General features: G+C 73.1%; 6 protein-coding genes. All 6 read right to left on the reverse strand.

Translation table 11 applies throughout. The features are described 5' to 3' along the window. Window positions 1-6: 6 nt before the first annotated feature. A complete protein-coding gene (locus ADK41_RS40165) occupies window positions 7-9462 on the reverse strand; it encodes a non-ribosomal peptide synthetase (protein ID WP_078661877.1) in 9456 nt (3151 codons plus the stop codon). After that, window positions 9462-13550 (reverse strand): non-ribosomal peptide synthetase, encoded by a 4089-nt coding sequence (locus tag ADK41_RS31930; protein WP_078661878.1) that lies wholly within the window; start codon window positions 13548-13550, stop codon window positions 9462-9464. Before ADK41_RS31930 ends, ADK41_RS40165 begins: the two co-directional genes overlap by 1 nt. Before the next feature lie 2356 nt (window positions 13551-15906). Next, window positions 15907-17037 carry a helix-turn-helix transcriptional regulator gene (locus tag ADK41_RS31935; RefSeq protein ID WP_051843075.1) on the reverse strand — a complete coding sequence of 377 codons (1131 nt, stop codon included), beginning with the start codon at window positions 17035-17037 and terminating at the stop codon, window positions 15907-15909. 120 nt (window positions 17038-17157) lie between these two features. Beyond that, complete coding sequence (locus tag ADK41_RS31940; protein WP_158717658.1) at window positions 17158-17685, reverse strand: hypothetical protein; 528 nt, start codon at window positions 17683-17685, stop codon at window positions 17158-17160. 1006 nt (window positions 17686-18691) lie between these two features. Beyond that, a complete protein-coding gene (locus ADK41_RS31945; RefSeq protein WP_051843076.1) occupies window positions 18692-21040 on the reverse strand; it encodes a M4 family metallopeptidase in 2349 nt (782 codons plus the stop codon). A 1177-nt stretch (window positions 21041-22217) separates the two neighbouring features. Then, complete coding sequence (locus tag ADK41_RS31955) at window positions 22218-24287, reverse strand: SpoIIE family protein phosphatase (RefSeq protein ID WP_051843078.1); 2070 nt, start codon at window positions 24285-24287, stop codon at window positions 22218-22220. Window positions 24288-24290 lie beyond the last annotated feature (3 nt).

The raw sequence follows: 24290 nt of genomic DNA on the forward strand, positions 1-24290 counted from the left end.
CCGGGATCAGTGGAGGGGGGCGGGGAACGGGCGTCCGTCGCCCTGGGGTGCGGGCGGCCCGGTGGGCCCACGCGCCCCTTCGCGGGCGTCGGGCCGGTGGTCGGCCGGGGCACGACGGGCGAGGTCCTCCTCGATGGCGGCGGCGACGGCCCGGACGTGAGGTGGGGCGACGAGCGCGTAGTGGTCCGCGTCCACGTGCAGGACACGCGGGGGCGTCGGCAGATGGGGCTCCCAGTCGGTCGCCGCGGCCGGCCCGGGCGCGAGGGAGGTCACGTCCCAAACGGGCCGCCCGGCGAGCCAGACGGTCGCCGGGGTGTCGGTCAGCCGGGGCAGCCGGTGCCCGGCCATGGCGGCCAGATTGGCCCGGCAGCACCGGGCGAGGCGCTCGGCGTAGTCCCGTCCCCGCTCGGACAGCCCACCGGTGCGGTTGCCGCTCAGTTCGCGCGCGAAGACGGCGTCCACCTGACGGTCGTCGTAGGCGGCGGCAGCCGCTCCGGCGGCCGGCGGCGGCGGGTCGAGCAGGTAGAGGCCGTGCACAGGACGGCCGGCCCGCTCGGCGACGGACGCCATCGACAGGGCCGTCCACGCTCCGAACGACCATCCCGCCAGGCTCAGCCGCCGGCCGGGATCCGGGAACGTGGCGCGGACGGCCTCCAGGTACCGCCCGGCGCGGTCGGAGATCGAACGGGCGGGCCCCCCGGGGGCGCGCAGCGCCGGATCGGCGATCAGGCACACCGTCAGCCGCTCGTCCAGCGCCGACACCAGCGGCCGGTAGGCCTGGATGTCGCCGCCGACGGGGTGGAGCAGGCAGAGCACGTCGTGAGCGTCGCCGCGCTGCCACACGTCGACCTCCACCTCGGCGCCGTCGGCCGGGAAGCGGCGGGCGGCCGCTCCGAGGTGGCCGAGGATCTCGGTGAGGCTGACGCGGTGGCTGAGCCGGGACAGGTCGAGGTCGGCGCCGTAACGCCGCTTCACCTCGTCCACGAGTTCCAGCAGGGTCAGTGAGTCCGCGCCGAGGTCGTACAGGGACGCCTCGGGGTCGAGGCCGGCGACGCCGAGCAGTTCGCACACGGCGGCGGTCAGTTCGGCCGCGAGGTCCGCCGGGGCCTCGTCCGCGGCCGGGGGGAGGTGCCCGGACGCCGGGGTTCCGGCGCCCCCGCCGTGCGGGGGGCCGCCGTGCGCCCCGGAGGCGGCGCGCGCCGGCTCGTAGAAGCGCCGCGCCTCCTCCAGCGGCGTGGTGCTCACCATCAGGTGGGGCAGTCGCAGGCTCAGGGCCTGCTCGAAAACCTGCACGCCCTCCTCGGGGGCGAGGGCGACGGCCAGGTGCCGCTGGTGCCGGGCGTCCCGGCTCAGCGCGCCCTGCGCCATGCCGACCTCCCGCCAGGCGTCCCAGCCGATGCCGCACCGAACGGTGCGGCCGGTGTCGCCGTCGGGCAGGTAGTGGGCGAAGGCGTCCAGCAGGCCGTTGGCCGCCGCGTAGTCGAACTGACCGACACCGCCGAGCAGGGCCGCCATGGACGAGCAGTGGACGACGTGGTCGGGACCGTGGCGGGCGATCAGCCGCTCGACCAGCAGGGCGCCGCGCAGCTTGGCCGCCGTCGCCCTCCCAGCGGCGGCGGGATCCCGCCGCACCAGCAGCGCCCCGGCGGCCGTACCGGCCGCGTGCACGATGCCGGCGAGTCCGTGCAGGTGGGGTGCGAGGCGTTCCTCGATGCGGTCGAGGTCCTCGTCGGCGAGGTCCGCCTCCACCACGCTCACCCGTTCGGCCCACGGTCGCAGTGCCGTCGGCGGGACGGCCCGGCGGGCCATCAGGACGACGCGGTTGTCCGGTTCGCGCAGCAGGCGCGCGGCGACGCTGGTGCCGATGCCTCCGGTGCCGCCCAGGATCAGGTGGGTGCCGACGGCCGTCGGCCACTGCCCGCCGCCGTCGTCGGCGGGCGGCGCGGCGACGGGCTGCGCCTGGCGGTACCACCAGTAGCCGTCACGCAGAGCGACCACCCGCTGGGTGAGCGTGTCGTCGAGCAGCAGGCCGGACAGGTGGGGCACCCAGGCGGCCGGGTCCGCTCCGGGGAGATCGGCCCAGCGGAAGGCCAGCCGTAGTTCCTGCCGGGGGATCTCGACCGCCGCGGCGAGCAGACCGGCCTCCGGCCGCCGGACGGCCCCGATGACGGGCTGCGCCCCCTGGGAGAGCAGCCACACCCGCGGCCGCCGTTCGTCCGGGACGTCCGCCAGGGCCCGGCACAGCGCGGCGACCGTGTCGAGGCAGGCCCGGCGTGCGGTCTCGAGCGAGCGTTCGCCGACCTCGCCGTCGATCGCCAGGGGAAGGGCGTGCAGCCAGTCGACGCCGTGCGTTCCGGACGTCGTGGTGACGTCGGCCAGGACGGCGGCGAGCTGCGCGGCGTCGGCGGGGTCCGCGTCGTAGCGGTCGCCGCTGTGGCGCTCGAGGGCCTTTCCGGCCCGCACCCGCACCACCCGGGCGTAGTGCCGCTCCAGACCCCGCCAGGCGGCCGGGCCGGTCTCCGGCGCGGCGACCACCACGACGGTGCGCCCGGCGTCGGCCGTGCCGGTACGGGCCCTGCGCAGTCGCGCCCACTGCAGCTGGTGCAGCCACCGGTCCGCGGGGAGTCGCCCGGGGTCTTCCGGGGCGGGGCCGAAAGGGGCCGGGGGCGGCGGTGCCGCGGCGCGCGGGAAGTCGTACTCGGCCAGGTCGAACGCGGGCGGCGGGAAGTTCCACGGCGCCTGCGCCGGGCCGGCCGGCCAGACGAGGGCGTGCCCCGCCGTCCATGCCTCGGCGAGTTCCCGCGCGTCGCCGCCCGGTGCCGGCACACGTCTCTCCGGCACCGGAGGAAGCGCCGGTGCCGGCGCGTCCGCCGGGTCGAGGGAGCGCAGCCAGGACACCGCGGCCACCGCGTCGGGGCAGACCGCCGCCGCCCGGTGGGCGAGCGTGGGGCGGCCCGCCTGGAGGTGCCGCAGAACCTGGGGATAGCTTTCCGGACGGGCGTCGAGGTAGTCGGCGATGCGGCGGGCGTCCGCGCGCAGGGCGGCCGGTGAGCTGCTGGACAGCACCAGGCAGGGCACGGGGCCGGGCCTCTCGTACGGGTCCCGGACCGCAGGGTCGTCCGGCTTCTCCAGCAGCAGGTGCGCGTTGGTGCCGCCGATGCCGAAACTGCTCACCGCGGCGACGCGCGGTGTGCCGTCGGGCCACGGTTCGGCCGCGGTCGGTATCCGGAACGGCCCGTCCTCGATCTCCGGGTTGAGGCGGTCGAAGTCCACTGTCGGCGGGACGATGCCGTGGTGCACGGCGAGTACCGCCCGCACCAGCCCCACCACGCCCGCGGCCGCGCCGAGGTGCCCGAGCTGGCTCTTGGCGGACGACAGCGCGAGCCGCGCGTCGTCGGGCAGGTCGTAGGCCTGGCGGAGTGCGGTGGCCTCCACCGGGTCGCCGAGCCGGGTGCCGGTGCCGTGCGCCTCCACGTAGCCGACCTCCGTGGCGACGCGGCCGCTGCGGCGCAGCGCGGTGCGCAGCGCGGCCCGCTGCCCGGCCGGCGAGGGGGCGCTGTAACCCGGTTTGGCGGAGCCGTCGTTGTTGAGGCCGGAGCCGGTGAGAACCGCGTACACGGTGTCCCCCTCACGGCGGGCCGCGGCGAGCGGTTTGAGGACGACGACGCCCACCCCGCTGGCTCCGACGGTGCCGGCCGCGTCCGCGCTGAAGGGTCGGCAGTGGCCGTCCGGCGAGAAGATGTGCTGCGGCCGGTAGGTGTAGCCGTCGGTGAGGTCGGGGTCGACGAGGACGCCGCCGGCGAGCATCACGTCGGCGTCGCCCTGGCGCAGCAGTCCGGCGGCGACGTGCACGCCGACGAGGGAGCTGGAGCACGCCGACTGCACGGTGAACGCGGGCCCGGTCAGACCGAGGTGGTAGGCGGCCTTGGTGGCGAGGAAGTCCTTCTCGTGGTGCAGGGCCAGCCGGAAGGAGTCCGGCAGCGCCGCCGGGTCGGCTTCGCGCAGCACGGCCTGGAAGTACGTGTTCTCACCGCAGGCGGCCACCAGGCCCGTACGGCGCAGGTCGGGAGCGGCGATACCGGCGTGCGCCAGCGCCTGCGCACAGGCCATGAGCAGGTGACGCTGTTGCGGGTCCATCAGCCTGGCTTCCTGGGGGCTGATGGTGAAGCGTCCGGGGTCGAAGGCCAGTGGCCCGTCCAGCTGGCTGCGGGCTCCCACGCGGCCGCCGGCCGCCGGGAAGTGTTCGATGCCCCGCCCCCCGGAGGTGACCAGGTCCCAGAAGGCGGCCAGGTCGGTGGCGCCGGGGAGCCGTACGGCCATGCCCACGACGGCGATCGGCTCGTCGGCGGGCCCTGCGGCGCCGGCGTGCGCGCCGGTACGGGGTGCGTCGTCGGCGGGGAACGTCACGTCCGCGGGCGGGTCGTCGGACGGGGCGGGGCCGCGGTGCGCGCGGTTGGTGCGGGAGGGGCCGTCAGTCCCTGACGCGGTCGGCTCCGTCGGCCGGGAGGCGCACCGGTCCTCCACGAGGCGCGCCAGTTCCCGGATCGTGCCCCGTTCGAAGAGGTCGGGCACGGTGAAGGGCAGGTCGCTCTCACGGGCGCAGCGCAGGTGGAACCGCATCAGGTCCAGGCTCGTGGCCCCGGCGTCGAAGTACCGCCGGTCCACCGCGACGGCCTTGCCGGTCGCCTCCTCGAACAGCGCGGCCAGGCGGCCCTCCAGCGCCGACGCCGCCGGTGCCGCGGCGAGCGGCGTCCGCAGGTCGTACCCGGCGGCGGTGGGCGCGGCCCGGCGGTCCAGCTTGCCGCTCGGGGTGCGGGGCAGGGAGGTCAGCCTGCGGAACCGGCCGACGCGTACGTAGGAGGGGAGCAGGCCGGACAGGTGACGGGCCAGGTCCGCGGGGTCGGGGTCCTCGGCGTCCCGGTACTGCAGGCACGCCACCAGCGCGCCGTCGGCCGCGGCGACGACCGCGTTCGTGACACCGGGGTACTGCAGCAGGGCGGCCTCGACCTGGCCCAGTTCCAGCCGGTGTCCGCTCACCTTGACCTGGCCGTCCTCGCGGCCCGCGTAGTGCAGCAGCCCCCGCGTGTCGAAGCGGGCGAGATCGCCGCTGCGGTAGAGCACGCCCAGCTCCGGGTCGTCGGTGAAACGGGTGCGGTTGAGGCCGGCGTCGCCCAGGTAGCAGCGCGTCGCCATGGGGCCGCCGATCAGCAGCCGGCCCGTCACTCCGGGCGGGACGGGGAGTCCGCCGTCGTCGACCACCCGCAGTACGGCGCCCGCGACCGGCCGGCCGATGGCCGGCCGCAGCGGCCAGGCGGCGGGGTCGCCCTCCAGGCACAGACCGGAGACGACGTGGGTCTCGGTGGGGCCGTAGTGGTTGAACAGCCGGGCTCCGTCCAGTCCGGCGAACCAACGGCGGATGGCGTCGGTGCACACCAACTGCTCGCCGGCGGTGATCACTTCGCGCAGCCGGGACGGGTAACGGCCGGTGCGCGCACCGTGTTCGGCGAGCAGTTGCAGGGCCACGTACGGCAGGAAGACGCGCTCCGCTCCCCCGCTTTCCAACTGCTCCAGCAGTGCGGGCACGTCCTGCCGCCAGTCGGGCCGCACCAGGCGCAGCAGGCCGCCGGAGCAGAGGGTGGTGAAGATCTCCTGGAAGGAGACGTCGAAGGACAGCATCGAGAACTGCTGCGTGACGGCGGCACGGTCCAGGCCGCCGTCGGTGCGCTGCCAGGTCAGCAGGTTGCAGAGGGTCCGGTCGGAGACCTGGACGCCTTTGGGAGTGCCGGTGGAGCCCGAGGTGAACAGGGTGTACAGCGGGCGCAGGGCCCGGTGCGGCGGAGTGGCGGGCACCCGGCCGGGAGCAGGGGCTCCGGCAAGGGTGACCGGATGCCGCGGCAGGCCGGGCGGCGCGAGCGCGTCGAGTGCCCCGGCCCGGCCGGGGGCGACCAGGACGCACACCGGGTCGGCCTGCACGAGGACGTGCCGCAGCAGGGAGGGCGGGTAGGACGGGTCCAGGGGAACGACGGTCAGGTTGAGGCGGGCCGCGGCCAGGAGGGCCACCACGTGCTCGGCCGAGGGCTCCAGGTACAGGGCGGCCGCGGCCGGCGCCTCGGGGTCGGCGGGCAGGCGGGGGCGCAGTTCGGCGGCGAGGGCCGCGGCCCTCGCGTCGAGTTCGGCGTAGGTGAGCGTCGCCCGCCCGCCGGTGACGGCCGGGGCGTCGGGAGTGCGTCGCACCTGTCGGGCGAAGCCTTCGGCGACGGTGGTGAAGTCGGGTGTCCTCGCGGCTCCCCGGCCGGGGTCGGGGAGGGCGTGGCGGTAGGGGGCGACCAGGTCGCGCAGGGTGACGCCGGCTTCGTCGATGAGCCGGTCCAGGGCCTCGCGGAAGAGGCGGGCCGCGGCCTCGGCGCGGTCGGCGCCGAAGTCGTCCCGGTACTCCCACAGGCAGTCGAAGCCGGCCTCGTGCTCCACCACGGACAGGGTCAGCGCGCACTTGGCGCCCAGCGGCCGGGGGTGTTCCGGCCGGACGGAGCAGCCGGGCAGCCGCAGCGCCGAGAACTCGGTGTTCTCCAGGACGAACAGGAAGTCGAACAGGGGGCCGCCGTCGCGGAAGGGATGGTCGGCGAGGACGTCGGCCAGGGCGACCTCCTGCCCGTCCAGCACGGCGCGGGCCGTGCCGGAGTGCCTCTCCAGCAGTGAGCGCAGTGAGCCGTCCGGGTCCGTCGCCAGGGGCAGCAGGACCGTGTTGGCGAACATGCCGACCACGTCGTCGAACTCGGGCCGGGACCGGTTCGCCACCGGGGCGGCGACGAGCGGACGGCTCTGGCCGGTGACGCCGTACACGCTCCAGGCGAACGCGGCCAGCAGCACCTGGAACCTGGTCAGGCCGAGCCGCGCGGCGAGCCGGTCCAGTGCGCCGCGGCGGACCAGGTCGATCGGGGTGCGCAGCAGGCGGGCCGTGCGCGGCGCGGGCGCGCCGTCCGCCTCCGGGGCGGGTGAGGAAGGACCGGCCTCGTCGTAGTGGGCGCGCAGGCGGGCCCGGCGGCGCCGATAGGCGGGGCTGTCGTGCCATGTCCGCTGCCAGTGGGCGAGGTCCAGGGTGGTGACGGCCGGTGACCGCGGTGCGGTCGCCGGGCGGCCGTCCACCGCGGCGGCGTAGTCGGCGGCGAGGTCGCGGAAGAGGATGCCGAGCGACCAGCCGTCGACGGCGACGTGGTGCAGGTGGAGCAGGATCAGTCCGCCGCCGTCGTGCGGCAGCCAGGCCGCCCGCAGCAGGCGGCCCCGGCCCAGGTCGAAGGCGGGCGCGTAGAAACGCTCGGCGGCCGTCTTGGGATCCTCGCCGTCGCGGGCTCCGACCGGCCGCCACGGGTCGTAGGGGTCGCCCACCTGCTGCGTGAGGCCTTGTGGCGTGGGCACGAGCCGGGTCCGCAGTGCCGGGTGCCGCTCCACCAGCCGGCGCAGCGCGCCGCGCAGGGCTTCCGGGTCGACGGCGCCGTCGACCCGGAAGGCGAGCGGGACGTCGTAGGACCGGTCCGCGGGGTCCCGCCTGTGCATCAGCCACAGGCGTTCCTGTTCGCCGGTGGCGGGCGCGGCCGACGCGCGGGTGACGGGTACCGGCGGATGTTCGCCGGCTGTGGCGTCCGGGGCGAGGAGGGCGTCGGCGAGGGCGGCGAAGTCGGCGCGCAGGACCAGCTCCTGCGGCAGGTCGACGGCGAACCGCCGCAGGGCCTCGAAACGGAAGCGCAGGGCCTTCAGCGAGTCGCCGCCGCTGGGTATCCAGCGGTCGCCGGGTCGGAGACCGGTGACCGCGAGCACCTCCTCCGCGAGGTCCAGGACACGCCGCCGGCCGGCGTCGACGTGCACGTCGTCGCGGTGTTCACCGCGCCAGGGGGCGCGGGCGGCGTCCAGGAGGGCGGAGCGGTCCACCTTGCCGTTGGCGTTCAGGGGCAGTTCGCCGACCAGGTGGGTGTGGTGGGGCCGCATGTACGACGGCAGGGAGGCGGCGAGGTGCCGGTCGTAGGCGTCGTAGGAGAGGTTCTCGCCCGGCGTGAGGAAAGCCAGCAGTTCGTTGCGGCCGGCGTCGTCGCGGCGGGTGCACACGTACGCCTGGCGGACGGCGGGCAGCGCCAGGATCTGGCGCTCCACCTCTCCGGGTTCGATGCGGAAGCCCCGCACCTTGACCTGCCGGTCGGCGCGGCCGACGTAGCTCACCAGGCCGTCGGCGTCCTGCCGGACCAGGTCGCCGGTGCGGTACCAGCGGTGTTCGCCGCCCCCGCCGTGCGGCAGCCGCACGAAGCGCCGCCCGGTCTCCGCGGGCAGGTTGCGGTAGCCCCGTGCCAGGGCCGGTCCGGACAGCAGCAGTTCGGCGACCTCTCCCGGTTCCGCGGTGCGTCCGTCCTCGGTGCGCAGCAGCACGCCGGTGCCGGGCAGCGGGGTGCCGATGGGCACCGTGTCGCCGTCGAAGTCCCGGGGGACGGCGTGGCACAGGGCGAACGTGGTCGCCTCGGTCGGTCCGTAGGCGTTGTGCAGGACGGTGCGGGAGCCGGGGTTGTCCGCGTACCAGCGGCGGACGACGCGCGCGTTGAGCTGTTCGCCCCCGAGGAGCACCTGGCCGGTGCGGGAGAAGCAGTCGGGGACCTTTTCCACGACGGCGTTGAACAGGGCGACCGTGACGAACAGCGTGTCGATGCGGCGCTCGTGCAGCGCGGCGGCGAGCCGGTCGGGGCTGCCGGCCTCTTCCTCGTCGAGGACGACGCAGGTGCCGCCGGTGAGCAGCGGGGTCCAGACCTCGAAGCTGAGCGCGTCGAACGCGGGATTGGACAGGCAGCCGTAGCGGCGGCCCGGCCCCAGTTCGATGTAGCCGGGCGCGGCCAGGCGCAGAACGCCGTCGTCGGTGACTTCGACGCCCTTGGGCCGGCCGGTGGTGCCGGAGGTGTAGAAGACGAAACCGGTCGTCGGGGTGCACGGTCCGGTTTCGCGCGCGGCCGGGCCCGGGTGTCCGGTGGTGCGCCGCGCGGCCGGAAGGGTATCCGGTCCGTCCTCCCCGAGGAGCAGGTCGGCGGTCAGGGCGGTCAGGTGGTCCGGGACGGTCTGCCGGTCCGTGGAGTCGTGGACGACGGCGACGGCTCCCGAGTCCTCCAGGATGTGCAGCTGCCGCCCGGGCGGGCTGAGGCGGTCCAGCGGCACGACGGTCGCGCCGGCCCGGCGGATGCCGAGCATGACGCTCACCAGGCGCCAGGAGCGGGGGAGGCGGACGGCGACCGACCGCCCGGGGCCCACGCCCCTCGCGCGCAGCCGGTCGGCCACCCGGGCGGCGGCCCGGTCGAGTCCTGCGTAGTCGAGGACGACCGCGCCGTCCTCGACGGCGGGTGCGTCGGGGGTCCGGCGGGCCTGGGCGAGGACGGCGTCGGCCAGCGAGCCGGGCGTCGCCCCGCGGTCGTGGTGCCGGGGGGTACGGTCGTCCATCACACCGCCCCCGCCCGGGAGGAGGCGGAGGGCGTCGCCCGTGGTCCGGCCGCGTGTGCCGGGGCGCCGTGGTGGGCGAGTTCGGCGGCGAGTATCCCGGCGACCCGGGCGGCCCCGGCGCTCTCCAGCATCTCCCAGTGGTCGCAGTCCACTGCCTCCGCCCGGAACCCTCCCCGGGCCCGGGAGCGCCAGAAGTCGCGCACCTCGGCGTGGAGTGGCGTGTCCCGGCCGCCGGGGACGGCCTGGGCGAGGACGACCCGTGCCGGGGAGCCGGCGGGCACGTGGTCGCGGGCGGTCAGACGGTTGTGGTTGTAGACGCGGAAGTACCGCTCCACCTGTGCGTCGTCGATGCCGGGGTACATCCCGTTGAACCTCACGAGTTTGTCGCGGAACTCGGCCATGTCCACGGCGGTGATCCCCGCGCGGGCGGCTTCGTCCGCGGTGGCCTGGGTGTCGAGGAGGACGACGCCGACGTCGGTGCGTCCCGTCCGGGCGAGCAGCCGCCCCATCTCGTGGGCGACGAGGCCGCCGTAGGACAGGCCGGTCAGGACCACCGGGCCGCCGTCCAGGGGCCCCAGGAGCCGTAGGTACTCCTCGGCCATGGCCTCCACCGTGGGCAGGGCGTCCTCGCCGGGGTTCACGCCCGGGGACTGGATCCCGTACACGCCCACCGCGTCGGGCAGGAGCGTGGCCAGCGGGAGGTAGCAGAACGCGGTGCCCCCCGCCGGGTGCACGCAGACGACCCGGGCGCCCCGGCCGGGGCGGAACTCGATGACGCTGCCCGGTGCGCGGTGGGCGGCGTCGTCGCGCAGCAGTGCGCCGAGGGACTCGATGGTGGGGCGCAGCATGATCTCGGCCACGGGTATCCGACGGCCGAAGGTCTCGGCGACGGCGTGGGCCACCTTGATCGCGGACAGGGAGGTCCCCCCCACGTCGAAGAAGTTGTCGGTGATGCCCATGCCGGGGTGCGACAGGACGTCCCGCCATATCCGGTACAGGGCGTGCTCGACGTGGTCGCGCGGGTTCGCCGTGTTGACCTGGTCCGTCTCCTGTTCCCGGGCGAGGCGCAGCAGTTGTGGGCGGTCCAGCTTGCCGCTGCGGTTGAGCGGGAGTGCGGGCAGGTCGGCGAAGACCGCCGGGACCATGTAGTCGGGCAGCCGGCGCGCCAGGGCGGTGCGCCACTCGTGGGTGCTGCGGGGCGGGGCGGTGCCCCGGCCGATCCCGGCGACCAGCCGGGGCCTGCCGGTGGCGTCGCGGTCGGCCAGCACCACGGCCTCGCGGACGCCGGGCAGGGCGGTGAGCGCCGCCTCGATCTCGGCGGGCTCGATCCTGAAGCCCCGGAGTTTGACCTGGTCGTCGGCGCGTCCGACGTAGTGCGCGTGGCCGTCCGGCAGGCGCCGGGCGAGGTCCCCGGTGCGGTAGACGCGCTCGCCCGGCACGAACGGGTCGGGCAGGAAGCGTTCCTCGGTCAGGTCGGGACGGTTGAGGTAGCCGCGGGCCAGGCATGCGCCGCCGAGGTACACCTCCCCCACCACGCCGGGCGGGACCGGCTGCATCCGGGAGTCCAGTACGTACAGGCGGGTGCGGGGCAACGGGCGCCCGATCGGGCACTGCCGTTCCAGCGGCCGGGGGTCGTAGTAAGCGGTGCTGTAGAGCGTGGCTTCGGTCGGACCGTACCCGAAGCAGATCCGCAGACCCGGCAGGTGCCGCGTCATGCGGTGCAGCGCGGCCTCGGTGAGCGACTCGACCCCGGTCAGCAGCTTGCGCAGCCTCAGCCCCCGCAGTCGCCGGGCGGGATCCTCGTCGATCCACTTGACGTAGGCCGGGGGCAGGAAGGCCTGTTCGACGCCGTGCTCGCGCATCCAGTCCAGGAGTGCCTCGGGATCGCCGCGCACTTCCTCGGGGACGATGTGCAGCACGCCCCCGGTGGTCAGCGGCAGCAGCAGTTCGTGCACCGACGCGTCGAAGCCGATGCCGGACCAGGCGGAGCCGGCCTCACCGGCGGGCGTCCCCATGCGGGTCTGCCAGGCGGCGAACAGGTTGAGCACGCTGCGGTGCTCGACGGCCACGCCCTTGGGCCGGCCCGTGGACCCGGAGGTGAAGATCACGTACGCGAGCCGGTCCGGCGCGTGTTCGACTGCGGGGGGCCGCCCGCCGGTCGCGCCCTCCGCCTCGACCGATTCCAGGTCCAGCCACCCGGCCGGCCGCTGGGCGGCGTCGTGGTCGCTGAGCACCACCGGGCAGGCGGCGTCCTCGACCATGTCGGCCAGGCGGTCCTGGGGCTGGCCGGGGTCGAGCGGGAGGTAGGCGGCACCCGACTTGAGGATGCCGAGGACGCCCACCACCAGGTCGCAGCCGCGGGTCGCGTGCAGCCCGACGACGTCCCCCGGGCGGACGGACCGGGCGACGAGGGCGTGGGCGAGGCGGTTGGCCCGCCGTTCCAGCGCGGCGTAGTCCAGGAACCGGTCGTGGCACCGGACCGCCGGCTGCTCCGGGCGCGCGCGCACCTGGGCCTCGAAGAGTTCGACGAGCCCGGACGCCGACTCGAAGGGCACCGCCGTGGCGCCGTCGGCCGCCTCCTGCGGCGCCGCGTCCCGTTCGGCCGGCGCGGGGGTCCCGCCCTTGCCGCGGTCCGGACCGTCCTCGTCGCGCGCCGCGGCGTCCCAGCCGGTGATGAGGCGGCGGCGCTCCCGCTCCCCCATCAGCTCCAGCGCGGCGATCTCGCGGTCGGGGTGGCGTGCCATGTCGGTGAGCAGGCGCCTCAGGTGGTCCGCCCACCGCTGGGCGGTGGCATGGTCGAACAGCGCCGTCGCGTAGTCGAGGTGGCCGACGAGCCGTCCGTCCGTCTCGGCCGCCGAGAACGCGAGGTCGAACTTCGCCGGGGCACGGTCGATCGGCAGCGGCGCGGCCTCCACACCGGGCAGGTGCAGAAGGCCGCCGCGGTCGGGCTGCCAGGCCAGCATGGTCTGGAAGACGGGCGAATGGGCCGCACTGCGCGGCGGGTTCACCAGTTCGACGACCCGCTCGAAGGGCAGGTCCTGGTGCGCGAGGCCGTCACGGACGACGGCCCGCGTCCGGGTGAGGGCCTCTGCGGCGGTGGGTGAGCCGGACAGGTCGACCCGCAGGGCCAGGGAGTTGACGAGGAAGCCGATGAGATGTGCGGCGCCCGGGCCCCGCCGGTTGGCGACCGGACTTCCGACAACGATGTCGGATTCGCCCGTCAGCCGTGACAGCAACACCGCCCATCCGGTCAGAACGGCGACGAAGAGGGTGCCGCCGTGCCGCCGTGCCAGTGCCCGCAGGGCCGTCGTGGTCCCGGCGTCGAGGGCGAACTCGACCCGCCCTCCCGCGAAGTCCTGCTCCGGCGGGCGGGGCCGGTCCGTGGGAAGGTCCAGCAGGGGGGGCGCACCGTCCAGGGCATGCCGCCAGTACGCCTCCTGTCCGGCGAGGGCGCCGCGGAGCACGGCCTCGCGCCGGGTTCGGGCGTGGTCGGTGTACTGGTGCTCCAGGGGAGGCAGAGGGCTTGGGGTCCCCTGGAGCAACGCCTCGTACACCTGGCCGAGTTCCCGCATCATGACGTCCATCGACCGGCCGTCGTAGACGCTGTGGTGGAACGTCAGCAGCAGTGCGTGGTGGTCCCGGCCGAGCACGACGAGACGGCCCCGTGCCAGCGGGCCGGCCGCCAGGTCGAACGACGCGTCGGCTTCGTCGGCCTGGACCGCGGCCAGGCGTGCGGCGGGATCGTCCGCGCCGGTGAGGTCCTCGACCGTCAACGCGTAGCCCGCGCCGGGCGGGTCGACGTACTGGAACACGGCTCCGGCGTCCTCCACCAGCCGCGTGCGCAGGGCTTCGTGGCGGTCGCTCAGCACGTCCAGCGCCCGCTGGAGGACGTCGCGGCGAAGCGGACCGCGCAGTGAGTGACAGACCGTCTCGTTGTAGGCGGACACCCCACCGGGTAACTGCGCCAGGAACCACAGCCGCTGCTGGGCGAAGGAGGCCGGATGGATCCGTACCGCCGGATCGGCGACGGGCCCCGCACTGAGGGGCGGGGGCGAGGAGACGGGAGCGGCACGGCGGGTGTTCCGCATCGGCGGTATTCGACCTTTCCTGTCCTGTGCGACGGGATATGGGCCCGGTGGCGCGGGATCACCGCGGGCGGGGTGTCCGGGCCGTTCCGGGAAGTCGGGGATCGCCGCCCCGACGGCTCGGGGAGCACGGCGGTGACCACGGCTCCGGCTGCGACGACGAAGCGTGCGAACGGGACACCGGCGAGGCGCCCACGCCCCACAAGGGGGCCTTCTCGTTGACACGCTGCCGGGAAAACAGGGGCGACGACTTCGCTGCCGCGTCTTTACGGCTCGGCCGCCCCGCCCGGTCAGAGGGGAGGAAAGAAATACGGCACTACCCGTTGGTCAGGGCCCCTCCACAGACTTCATGACGGATCGGTCGGCGGCGCGGCCCTGAATCGCTTCCGATCCGTTTCGGCACCGCGTCGGCGTGAAGCGATCTTCGACCAACACCCAAGCCCTGTCAATGACGACTTCCATGGGAGCCGCTTTCCGCGCAATGGTGAGAAACATGCGAGAGGTGGCACGCCGGTGCAGGCACCGTGCCGAATCGGGCGCATTACCGCCATTCGCCGATGTCGACGTCCGCCACCTGCCACGATGCCTCCCGGTGAGGGACCACCCCTCGACCGGCGACCACACAGGACACCCGGACGGGGACTCAGAGTGATCGATTTTGCCGACGGGTGATCGGCACTCGGTCGAGAATCAATGACGCCCTGCTCGCCTCGGGAACACTCGACTGCCCGATATCCAGCTCACGCGCATTCATATGTGCCGTCCGGCCGACCGCTACGGTCGAGCCGATTCCTCATGAGATTTGCCGAATCTCTTTCCTCATGCGTATCGGCAGGCCGACAGGGAGCCGTTTCCCACCTGACGGACGGTTGGACCGGTGCTCCCGGCAGCGAACACGAAGCCCTTGATGAACGGATTCACGACCAAGATCACCAGCTCACCAGGAGCTTTCGCGTGTTTTCCACCCGTCCGGTATCGATCTGTCCAGCCGCGCTCTGCGGCACCTCTCCGGCCCTTCCCCCCTCGCCGCCGTCGGGTCGGCCCCGGTGACGGCGCCCGGCCTTTGGCCGGCGGGCCTTGGCTCCTGATCTTGGGCACGGGTTGTGCGGCTTTGGTCAGCGTGGTCGACGTCGTTCGGAGTGCTTGCTCGGAGGCGGTCGGGCTGCGACGGCCGAGGCGGGAGTGGCGTCGGAGGGCGTTGTAGTGGTGAGTCGGCGAAAGCGGTCCGGGCGGGCCCGGCGCTCGGCGTCCCGGACCCGGCGGTCCTGGAGGATCCCCCCGTTCGCAGGTCGCGTTGAACGACTCGGCGAGTGCGTTGTCCGCGACCGGGCCCCGTGATCGCTGTGGAAAACGGTGCCGGGGAGGCTGCCGCGGGTCCGTTCAGCCGTGTGCGGGGCGTCGATGACGGGGCAGGCCCTCATGTGGTGCGGGCAGGCCCGCATGTGGTCCGCGATCGCCCACTCCGCCAGGCGGCGCGACAGTCTGCCGGAGCCGGCCGACCGGCCTGTGGGCGCCGACGGACCTCCTTGGACGACAGGGCCGCAGATGCCCGAGGGACCCGGACGTTCCGGGGCACCGAGGCGGCGCCGCTCCGATCAGATCCGATGGTGATCGATGACAGGGTGTGCCGACGGGTGGGGCCCGTTCCTTCGTGCGGAAGGGGCTCTCGGCGGCGAACCCGGTCCACGAGCGGGTCTCGACCGACCGGCAGAGCCTCGCCCCGGAGGGGGACGCGGGGCTCCAGCCGCCTTCACCCGGCCCGGCACCCGGAGTTCGGCGAGCCGCTGACCTGCGCGCGGCCGGGCGACGTCGTGCACCTCTCTGAGATGTTCCGCCTTGTGCGCGGCGCCCAGCCCATCCTCGACTCGCTCGACGTCCTCCACCGCGACCGTCCCGCCCTGCCCGTCCACGGCGGGACCGCGGGCCGCCGAGGCCAAAGGCGGCAAGGGCGTCCGCCGTCCGGCCATCACGGCTGCGCAGACCGGCACCGTTCGCACCGCATGCCCGGAGGGCCGGTCCGTCGACGCCCCGGCCCGCGAGTACGGGGCGGCCGCGGCGCCGTCCCTACGGCCGTCGCCGCTCTCCTGTCCGAGCGCACCGCCGGCCGTGCCGACCACGGTTCCATCGGCCCCCGGGACCGTGCCCCGCATCCACCGGACCAGGAACCGGGCCGAAACGGCCGTCCGCTTCGCCGGCCGGGGCCACATCACCGGGGTCGCCGGCACGGCCGCGACGGCCTGAACACGGACCGGGACCGCAGGCCCTCGCTCCCCGACACGCCATCGGACGCCCAAGAAGCCGACAACGTGGCAACGCCCGAGGAACGGTCCGGGACCGCCGAGTTCGAGGACGTGCTTCTTCAGACGGAGGGGCGACGTTGTGGTGCGGATGCGGCCGGCGTCATGTCCGGCAAGTAGTGACGGACGAAGAGGGTGGCGACCAGGTCCCGCCGACTGCGGACGCCCGTCTTGTCGAACACCGCCTTCAGATGGTCCTGGACCGTGTGCGGTGACAAGCCGGCACTACGGCTGATGTCGACCGTGGACCGCCCTCGCAACACCAGGGCCATGATGTCCCTCTCACGAGGGGTCAGCCCGTATGCCGCGGCAATCAGCGCGATGCGCTCGGCGGGACCGGCCTGTTCGACGACGACGGCGGTGCGGGCCGAGGTCGTCGTGGGTTCCTCCAGGCGCCAGGCGTGCAACCGTACCCGGCCGTGCCTACGGCTGTGCATCCACGAAGTGTGGGAGGGCGCGGCCCCTGCGGCCCGCACCGCCGCTGCCACCGCGTACACGGCGGGAGGCAGTCCGCGGTCACCGGATGGCACGTCGTCGGTGTGGACCAGGTCGTCGAACCACATGGCCACGGTGGGCGTCGCATGGACCACCTGGTGGTCGCCGTCCAGCAGCACCAGTCCCGGCGCCGTCTCCGAGACGTTCTCCTCGGCGAGCCGCGTCAGGTGCAGCCGGCGCAGTGCGCTCCCCAGCGGCTGGACCAGCGACGCCGCCACAGCCAGTTCCGGAGAGCCGAACGGGGGCGAGTCGTCCGCGCGGCCCATGACCAGGGCGCCCCACGCCCCGTGTCGGTCCCGCAACAGCACACGTAACTCGTCGCGGAAATTCAGGGGCCGCATGATGTCGCGGTACCGGGGACTGAGGTCGAGGTTCCCGCTCGTCTCCCGGCTGAGCAGGCCCACCGGCGTCGGTCTGGCCGCCAGATCCGACAGGTCGTTGGCATCCCCCTCGCGGTACTCGATGTCGAGCATGCGCGGCATCATGGCGGGCGGCAGGCCGTCCCGGTAGTCACCGCCGGTGTTCATCAACGTCTGCGGGTCCACGGTCACACAGGCGTATACGTCGAACCGCAGCACGGGCCGTACGACCCGTTTCACCGCATCGAAGAAATCCTCGATACTCCGCGCGGACTGCGCCGCCCGTGCCACCGCGTCCCCGATTCCGCCGACCCGCGTTACTCCTCCGTGGCGCCTCATGGTCCGAGGCTAAGCGTGTACAACGGTTCCCGAGCCCGGTTTGCGCAGGTACTCGTGCCTCCGCTTCCGTGCCCGGGAACCGTCGGTGTCCGAGACGCTCGATCGACGCCTCGGTACAGGTCAGCGGTCGTTGTGCAGGACGAGGTTGAGCTTCGCCCAGTCCTTGCCGCCGTTCTCCCCGTTGCGGAGCGTGATCTCGCTGACCGTCGAGGTCTGTCCCGCGGGGACGTAGCGGTTGAAGTTGTACTCGGCGTCGAGATCGGTGTTGGTGTCGTTCGTGCCCTCGTAGAACCGCAGGGTCACATAGATCATGACTCCGTCGGTGGCGTCCGTCTCCGCGGACACGTGCTTCTCCACACGGATCTCGCCCCCGCACGTGGTCTCCCACCACGCCGACGGCGTGCGAACCTCGTTCACCCACCCCTCGGAGGCGACGTCGCCGCTGCAGTACGTACCGGCGGCGAAAATGCCCTCGTCGTCGCGGATCGTGTAGGTGCCGGTCAGAGCGATGTTCCGCCACACGGAGGCCGTGACCGCGTTCTCCCCCGCAGGCGCGGCCGCAACAGCAACCGGAGCTCCCGCCACCGTCAGACTCGCGACGGCTGTGGCTGCGGCCAGCATCCCCATGGTCTTTCTTCGTATGGACATCTCTTCCCCCTCGTTGTCGTCACCGAACGCGCCGAAGGCGGCTCACCGCCATCGACCGGGTAAAGAGTGCCGTGGCCGGCCGGCATATCCCATCCCAGACATCTGGGGGGGCTCACCGCCGGCGCCCCGACCGTCCGGCAGCAGTCCGAACGGCCCGGCCCGCACCGGACGAAAGGCGCCGCGCCGCCCCATGGCCGACGAGAGCCGCCGAGGTCCGCCGCAGGCAGCGCATGGACGGCGACCCGTCGGCTCCGGACCCCCGTCGGCGTTCCGGCCGGCAGGCCGGGACGCTGTCGGCCGCAGCCGGCGCCACGGCCACGCTCACGCACCACGCGGGCACCGCGCCGGACCCCTGCCGGCGACAAGGGCGGCCGCGGGTATCGCACATCTCCGCGCAGGGGCAGTTCACGGATGTCCGCGACCAGGACCAGGATGTGCTCGCCGTTGCGCTCACCGGCGGCGACCGGCACGACGTCACCCGGTCGCCGCCGCTGGTGGATGCGGTCCCTGCGCTCCGGGGCCCGCGGGGGCGTCCCCGCCACGGACTCCGACGCCGGCAGGCGGACCGGGGTCATGGCTTCGACAAGTACCGCCGCCGGCTGTGGAAGCGCGGCGTCAAGCCGATGACCGTCCGACGAGGCGCCGCCCACGACAGCGGACTTGGCACAGTGCGCCTGGCTGCACCGGTTCGAGCGTCTGCGCATCCGCTACGAACGCCGAACCGCCCCGCACCAGGAGCTGCTGCGACCCGCCTGCTCGATCGTCTGGCCGCGGCGGCGCTCCCGGTCATTCCGGCCCCGGAAGTGCGGGGACCGGTGGGCCGTCCAGTGCGGGGGGAGGAGATCCAGGCTTCCCGCACACGGTCGGAGGGTTCGTGCGGGGCGCCTGGGCCGCCATCTGGACTCTCTGTTCACCTGGTCCGCCTGCTTCCTGGCCGGCGGGGCGGAGCCCGGCCGTCCGGGGGACGGCCGGGCTCCTCGGGGTCACGCCGCGGTGGACGGGAGCCTCAGAAGGTCAGGCTCCAGCCGTCGAGGTATCCGGGGTCGACGGTGAAGATGCCGGGGGTGTTGTCGGTGACGCGCAGCTTCCACGTGCCGTTGGCGGGCACGGCCGACGCGTCCACGGTGAACGTGTCGTGGAGTTCCGTGCCCTCGTCCCAGACGAAGTCCTTCACCAGGATCACCGTGCCGTCCTCGGCGACGAGGTTGATCACCTGTCCGCCGATGAAGTCGTGGACGAGGTCGACGGTCACCTTGAGGTCGTCGGGCGCGTTGCCGGCCCGCCCCGTGACGGTGATGGGTGACTCGACGGTGACCCAGTTGGGGATGTCGACCCGGGCCGGATTGGTGAAGAAGTCCCCGCCGGAGGCCAGCACGGACCAGGCGAAGGAGAGTTCGCGGGTCTCCGAGGCGGAGTTCGTGACGGTGACGACCGTGGAGAAGTCGCCCGCCGCCGTCGGGGTTCCGCTGATGACCCCGGTGGCGGTGTCGATGCTCAGTCCGGCCGGCAGGCCGGCCGCGGCGTAGCCGAGAGCGCCGGGACGGGTCGAGACCGCGTCGATCCGCAGTTCGGTGGGCTGGCCCACTGCGGACTTCTGAGTGGGCGGAACGACGGCCGCGATGGTGTTGACGTACGAGGGGCCGACGTTGACCGCGGCCCAGGCGTTGCCGACGGCCGTGTACGCGCCGTCGGCCATGCCGAAGAGATCGTCCGCGGCCCGGAGGGTGGCGACGCGGGCGCCCGCGTAGTCGGTGCGGCTGGTCATGTAGACCGTCAGGGCCCGGTACCAGATGGCGGCGGCGTTCTCGATGCCGATGCCGGCGACCGGGTTGCCGTCGTAGGTGGGGCTGTCGTACGCGATGCCGCTGATGGTCTTCCGGCCGCTGCCTTCGGCGAGCAGGTAGAAGAAGTGGTTGCCCACCCCGGAGCTGAAGTGGGGGTCGAGCTTCCTGGTCTCGGAGGTCCAGTAGTCCTGGGACGTCCCCTTCGAGGAGGCGTCCTTGGAGGGCCGGTCCATGTACCGGATCGGCCGGCCGGTGCCGCGCAGGTCGATCAGCTCGGCCATGGTGTAGTCCGGCGCGTCCAGCGGGTTGTCCGCGTAGAACTCCACGGCTGCGGCCATGATGTCGCTGGTCGCCTCGTTGAGGCCGCCCGACTCACCCGAGTAGTGCAGGTTCGCGGTGGCGTAGGTGACGCCGTGGCTCATCTCGTGGGCCACGATGTCCATGGAGGTCACGGGCCGGGCGTCGCCGATGCCGTCACCGTAGGTCATGCAGAAGCACAGGTCGTCCCAGAAGGCGTTGGCGTATCCGCTGCCGTAGTGGACCCTCGAGCGGGATCCCACCCCGTCGTCGGCGATGCCGTTGCGGCCGAATCGGTCATGGTAGAAGTCCCACGTCTTCTGTGCGCCGTACGCGGCGTCCACGGCAGCCGTCTGCTCGTGGGCCGCGGTGCCGTCGCCCCAGTGGTCGTCGTCGTCGGTGAGCAGGCTCTGTGTGTTGTCCTGGGCGAACGAGTAGGTCCGGTGATTGCCGCGCGCCGGGTCGGTCAACTCGTACGCGGTGCCGTTGTGGACCGAGCCGATCCGCACGGGGCCGCTGTACTGGCTCCGGCCCTCACCGGCGCGGATCTGCTCCGCGCTGTGCAGTTGCTCGCCGGTGGTGGCGTCGGTCACCACCTGGAGGCGGCTCGGGGTGCCGTCCTGCCGGACGCCGGTGACGAAGGTCTCCCAGGCCAGCACGGGTTCGCCGGAGCCCGCCCAGACGACTTGGCGGGGGGCCTGCGGAGTGGCGGCCTTGGCGGTTCCTTTTTCCTTGCCCGCTGCCAGCGCCTCCTTCCTGGCGGCGCCGACGGTGACGGCGGGCTTGGTCGTGTCCACGGCAATCTGCGCCGCGGTGGCCTTGGTGACGGTCCTGGAGTCGCCGTCCTGGTGGACGACCAGGTCGCCGCCGAGCACCGGGAGCCCGGCGTAGGTGCGCTCGTAGCGGGTGTGGACGGTACCGTCCGCGTCCTTGACGACATCTCTCGGCACGAGTTTCTCGCGGTCGCCGAGCTTCAGCCGGCGGGCGGTGGCGGCACCGTCGGCGGCGGCCGACTCGAGCAGCTTCTCCCGCTCTTCGGCGGAGAGTTCGACGCTCCCGGACCCGGGCTCGGGCCGGACCTCGATCCGCCGGGGCGCCCGGTCCTTGTCCTCGGCGAAGGCGGCCGGTCCCGCAGCCGTGACGGCCGGGAGCAGGAGCGCTCCCACGGTGAGCGCCGCGATCAGTACCGCGCGCTTGCGTGGAGTGGCCACGTCCCGACGAGGGTGAGATCCGGATATCGGAGCATGTCTTAACAGTGACGGTATGTCAGTCATTTCTGCAGCTCTCCTTGTGTCCGGCCGTACACGCGACGGCCGGTGACGCGGATGCCGGACGCGAACCGGCACAACCGGCCCCAGGCAGCGGTGCGCATCACCTGGAGCAGCTCGATGCTTTCAAGAAATTAAGCAAACGGGCAGGGGCCCTCGGCTGATTGTCCAAATCCCACCAACCGATCAACTGCTCTTCGAACTCACCCGAACAGAAACTTACTTGAGGCCACACTTTCCCACATCAAGCCTCTGAACAGCAGTTTCAGCGATGAATTTTCCCCAAGAAGAGCTCTTCCCGCCGCTGGAGGGCGCGCCCGCAGTCCACAGACAGTCAGATCACCTTTGCGCCACCCTCGGATCCGCATGTCACCTGCCGGCCATCCGGATGTAACAGAGTGAACGACTGACGGAACTCACCTTCCTTTACCTTCGACTACTTGAAGGCAAATGAGGACTAAGAGTATGTATCGCCGACGAGTTCGTGCACGGCAGCCAGTGAGGCGTCGAAAGCCGTGGCGGGGCTCGGTGTTCACATCGGGTCGTGCTGCCGACAGGTCCGCGGTCTGCTGACGGCGGGGCGGGGTCCGCCGGTTCCACGGGTCAGCGATGCCGTGTTCGACGCGGACGCGTCGTGAGGAATGTGTCTTGTGCTGCCGCTCGCACATCTCCTCGTACCGGTCGGGGGCGCTCTTCTCGAACGTGCGGTGCGGTGGGGTGATCACTTGTCCGCCGGCCTGCGCACCCGGCGTCGGCGACGATCTCCACGGCAGGCCCCTGGGCCAAGAGCCCGATCGGTCCCGGCCGACAGGCGTGGAGGGATGTCCGCGCAGCTTCCCCGTGCGGTCGGACTGCAGAACAGCACCCGCTCGCCTTTGCCCGTGACCATCACGGTCCTGACGGCGTTCCGCCTGCGCTCACCGGGAGGAACGTGTCCCGGTCCTTGCGCTCGGCGGCCGGGCGTCGGACGCGGATCTCGGTGCCGCCGATGATGCCGGTCCTCCCGCCGGCGCCGGTGGTCGACGACCTCGGCCAGGATCCGCAGCCGCACACCGGCGCCGACGGGGCAGCGGTGTTCAGCGAGCAGGGGTCGCACTTCCCCGACGGCCCGGGGATGGTGGAGCGGTTCACGCCGAACCGGCAGGCCGTGGCCGCGTTCAGCCGCGTATCGCACCGCGTCCGATCACCGTACGGACCCGAGCGGGTCGTGGATCGCAGTTGCCGTCAGGGCCAGGACGGCGAGGTCGTCGCGCAGCCGTTCGCCCCACCAGCGGTGGGCGTCGTCCAGCAGTGCGGTGGCCACGTTCTCAGCGGGAGCCGGCTCATCGGCCGGTGGGAGGGAGGCGACGACGGCAGCGAGGTCCTCCGGACCGCGCTGGTCCACGGCGCCGGCTCCTTCGGTGAAGCCGTCGGTGTAGAGCACCAGGGTGTCGCCCGGTCGTAGTTCCACTTCGGTGACCGGGTGGTGTGACGTCTCCAGTACGCCCAGCAGGGTGCCTCGTGTCTCCAGCGGCGCCGTATCACCATTCGCTCGGCGCAGGAGCGGAGCGGGGTGGCCGGCGCTGGCGATCTGGAGGCGGGCGGGGGTGCAGGTGGCGTCGATGACCACGTAGACGAGGGTGCAGAAGGGGGTTTTCTGGCGGCGCAGTGCGTTGTTGATCAAGCTGAGGACGTGATCGGGGTCGCTGGTGTGCTGGGCTGCGGCCCACAGGGTGTGGCGGACCAGGCCGGTGATGGCGGCCGCGTCGGGGCCTTTGCCGCAGACGTCCCCGAGGACCAGGACGTGGCGGCCGTCGGGAGCGGTGAAGGCGTCGTAGAAGTCACCGCCGATGTGCAGACCCTTGCTGAACGGTGCATAGCGGGCGGCGAGATCGAAGCCGCGCAGCTCGGGCAGTCGGGGCGGGAGCAGGGGACGTTCGAGGGCACGGGTCGCCTCGCTGAGGCGGTTGAACAGGCGGTCCTGTTGCGTGCCGACGGCTATCTGGTCGGCGATGTTCTCCAAGGTGGCGAGGACGGTGGCGGGCAGCGCCAAGCGCGTGGTCAGCGACAGCACACCGAGCAGCTCCCCGCCGGAGACGAGCGGGAATCCAGTGAACAACCCTCGGTCGTTCGTCAGTCGATCCGCGTGCGAGTCGGTGCGGGGCGGGACGTCCAGGTACGGGCGGCGTGCCGCGACGACCTGGTGCGCCAGGGCGCGCTGAGCCGTCTCGCAGGAGATGCCGGGGGACTCGTCGTCGTCCTCGGTGCAGATGGCGTGGACCAGTTCGCCGCGGGCGTTCAGGTTCCAGATACAGACGCGGTCGGCGCCCAGGCGGTCGGTGGCGGCGCGTACGCATCTGTGCAGGCGTTCGTCCAGTGGTCCCGGTGCCGTCATGGCCGCGGCGACTTCGGCGGTGAGCAGAGCGTGGCTGGTGCGTTCGGCGAGTCTGCGCTGGGCGTGCAGGCGGTCGGTGACGTCCTCGGTCAGGACGAGGGTGCGGCTGCGTCCCTCGGTGTCCAGGACCTGCCGTACAGCCATGCGCAGGGCCTGAGAGGTGCCATCGCCGCGGACGCGTTCGAAGACCGCGTCGGGCTCGGCGTCACGGCGTTGTCCGGGAGTGGTCAGATGGTGGTGAAGCGCGGTTCGTTGATCCTCGGGGAACAGGTCGGTCACCGGCCGGCGCACCGAGTCCGGCTCGGTCAGATCCAGGACGTGGGCGGCTCGTCGGTTCCAGGCGATCATGGAGTCGCCGTCCAGCATGAGCACACCGATCGGGGCCTGGGTCAGGAACTGTCCCAGCAGCCGCCGCCCCAGCTGCCGGTCGATCGAGATGCCCGAGGACAGCCGCTGTTGGGCCGCGGCCTGCGCCGCGGCATGCGCTTGGCGGCGGGTGAGTCGCCGGAGCAGTTCACGCACCATATGGGTCATCCGCTGCGCTGTCTCGCCGCCCGCCACACGGCGAACGACATCGGAGGAGAACAGGAGCGGGAGTACGGCGAGCTTGTCCTCCGTGGCGGGGGTGGTCGTCACCACGACAGCCAGATCCGCGGGGTGCGGCCGCAGGGAGTGGACGACGCCGACAGGCGCCGTCACCGTCTCCCCCAGCACCACCACCGTGGGCCGGCGCAGGCCGGGCGTTCCGCCGGTACGGGCCGGCACGTCCTCAGCGGTGCTCAGGAGGACCTCGGCAGTCGCGGCCAGCTCGGCGGTGACGGTGGTGGCCGTCTGCCGGGGGAGGTCGACCAGCAGCAGCAGGGGCAGGCTGTGGTCCACTGT

It is taken from the genome of Streptomyces caelestis, assembly GCF_001279005.1.
Classification (GTDB): Bacteria; Actinomycetota; Actinomycetes; order Streptomycetales; family Streptomycetaceae; genus Streptomyces; species Streptomyces heliomycini.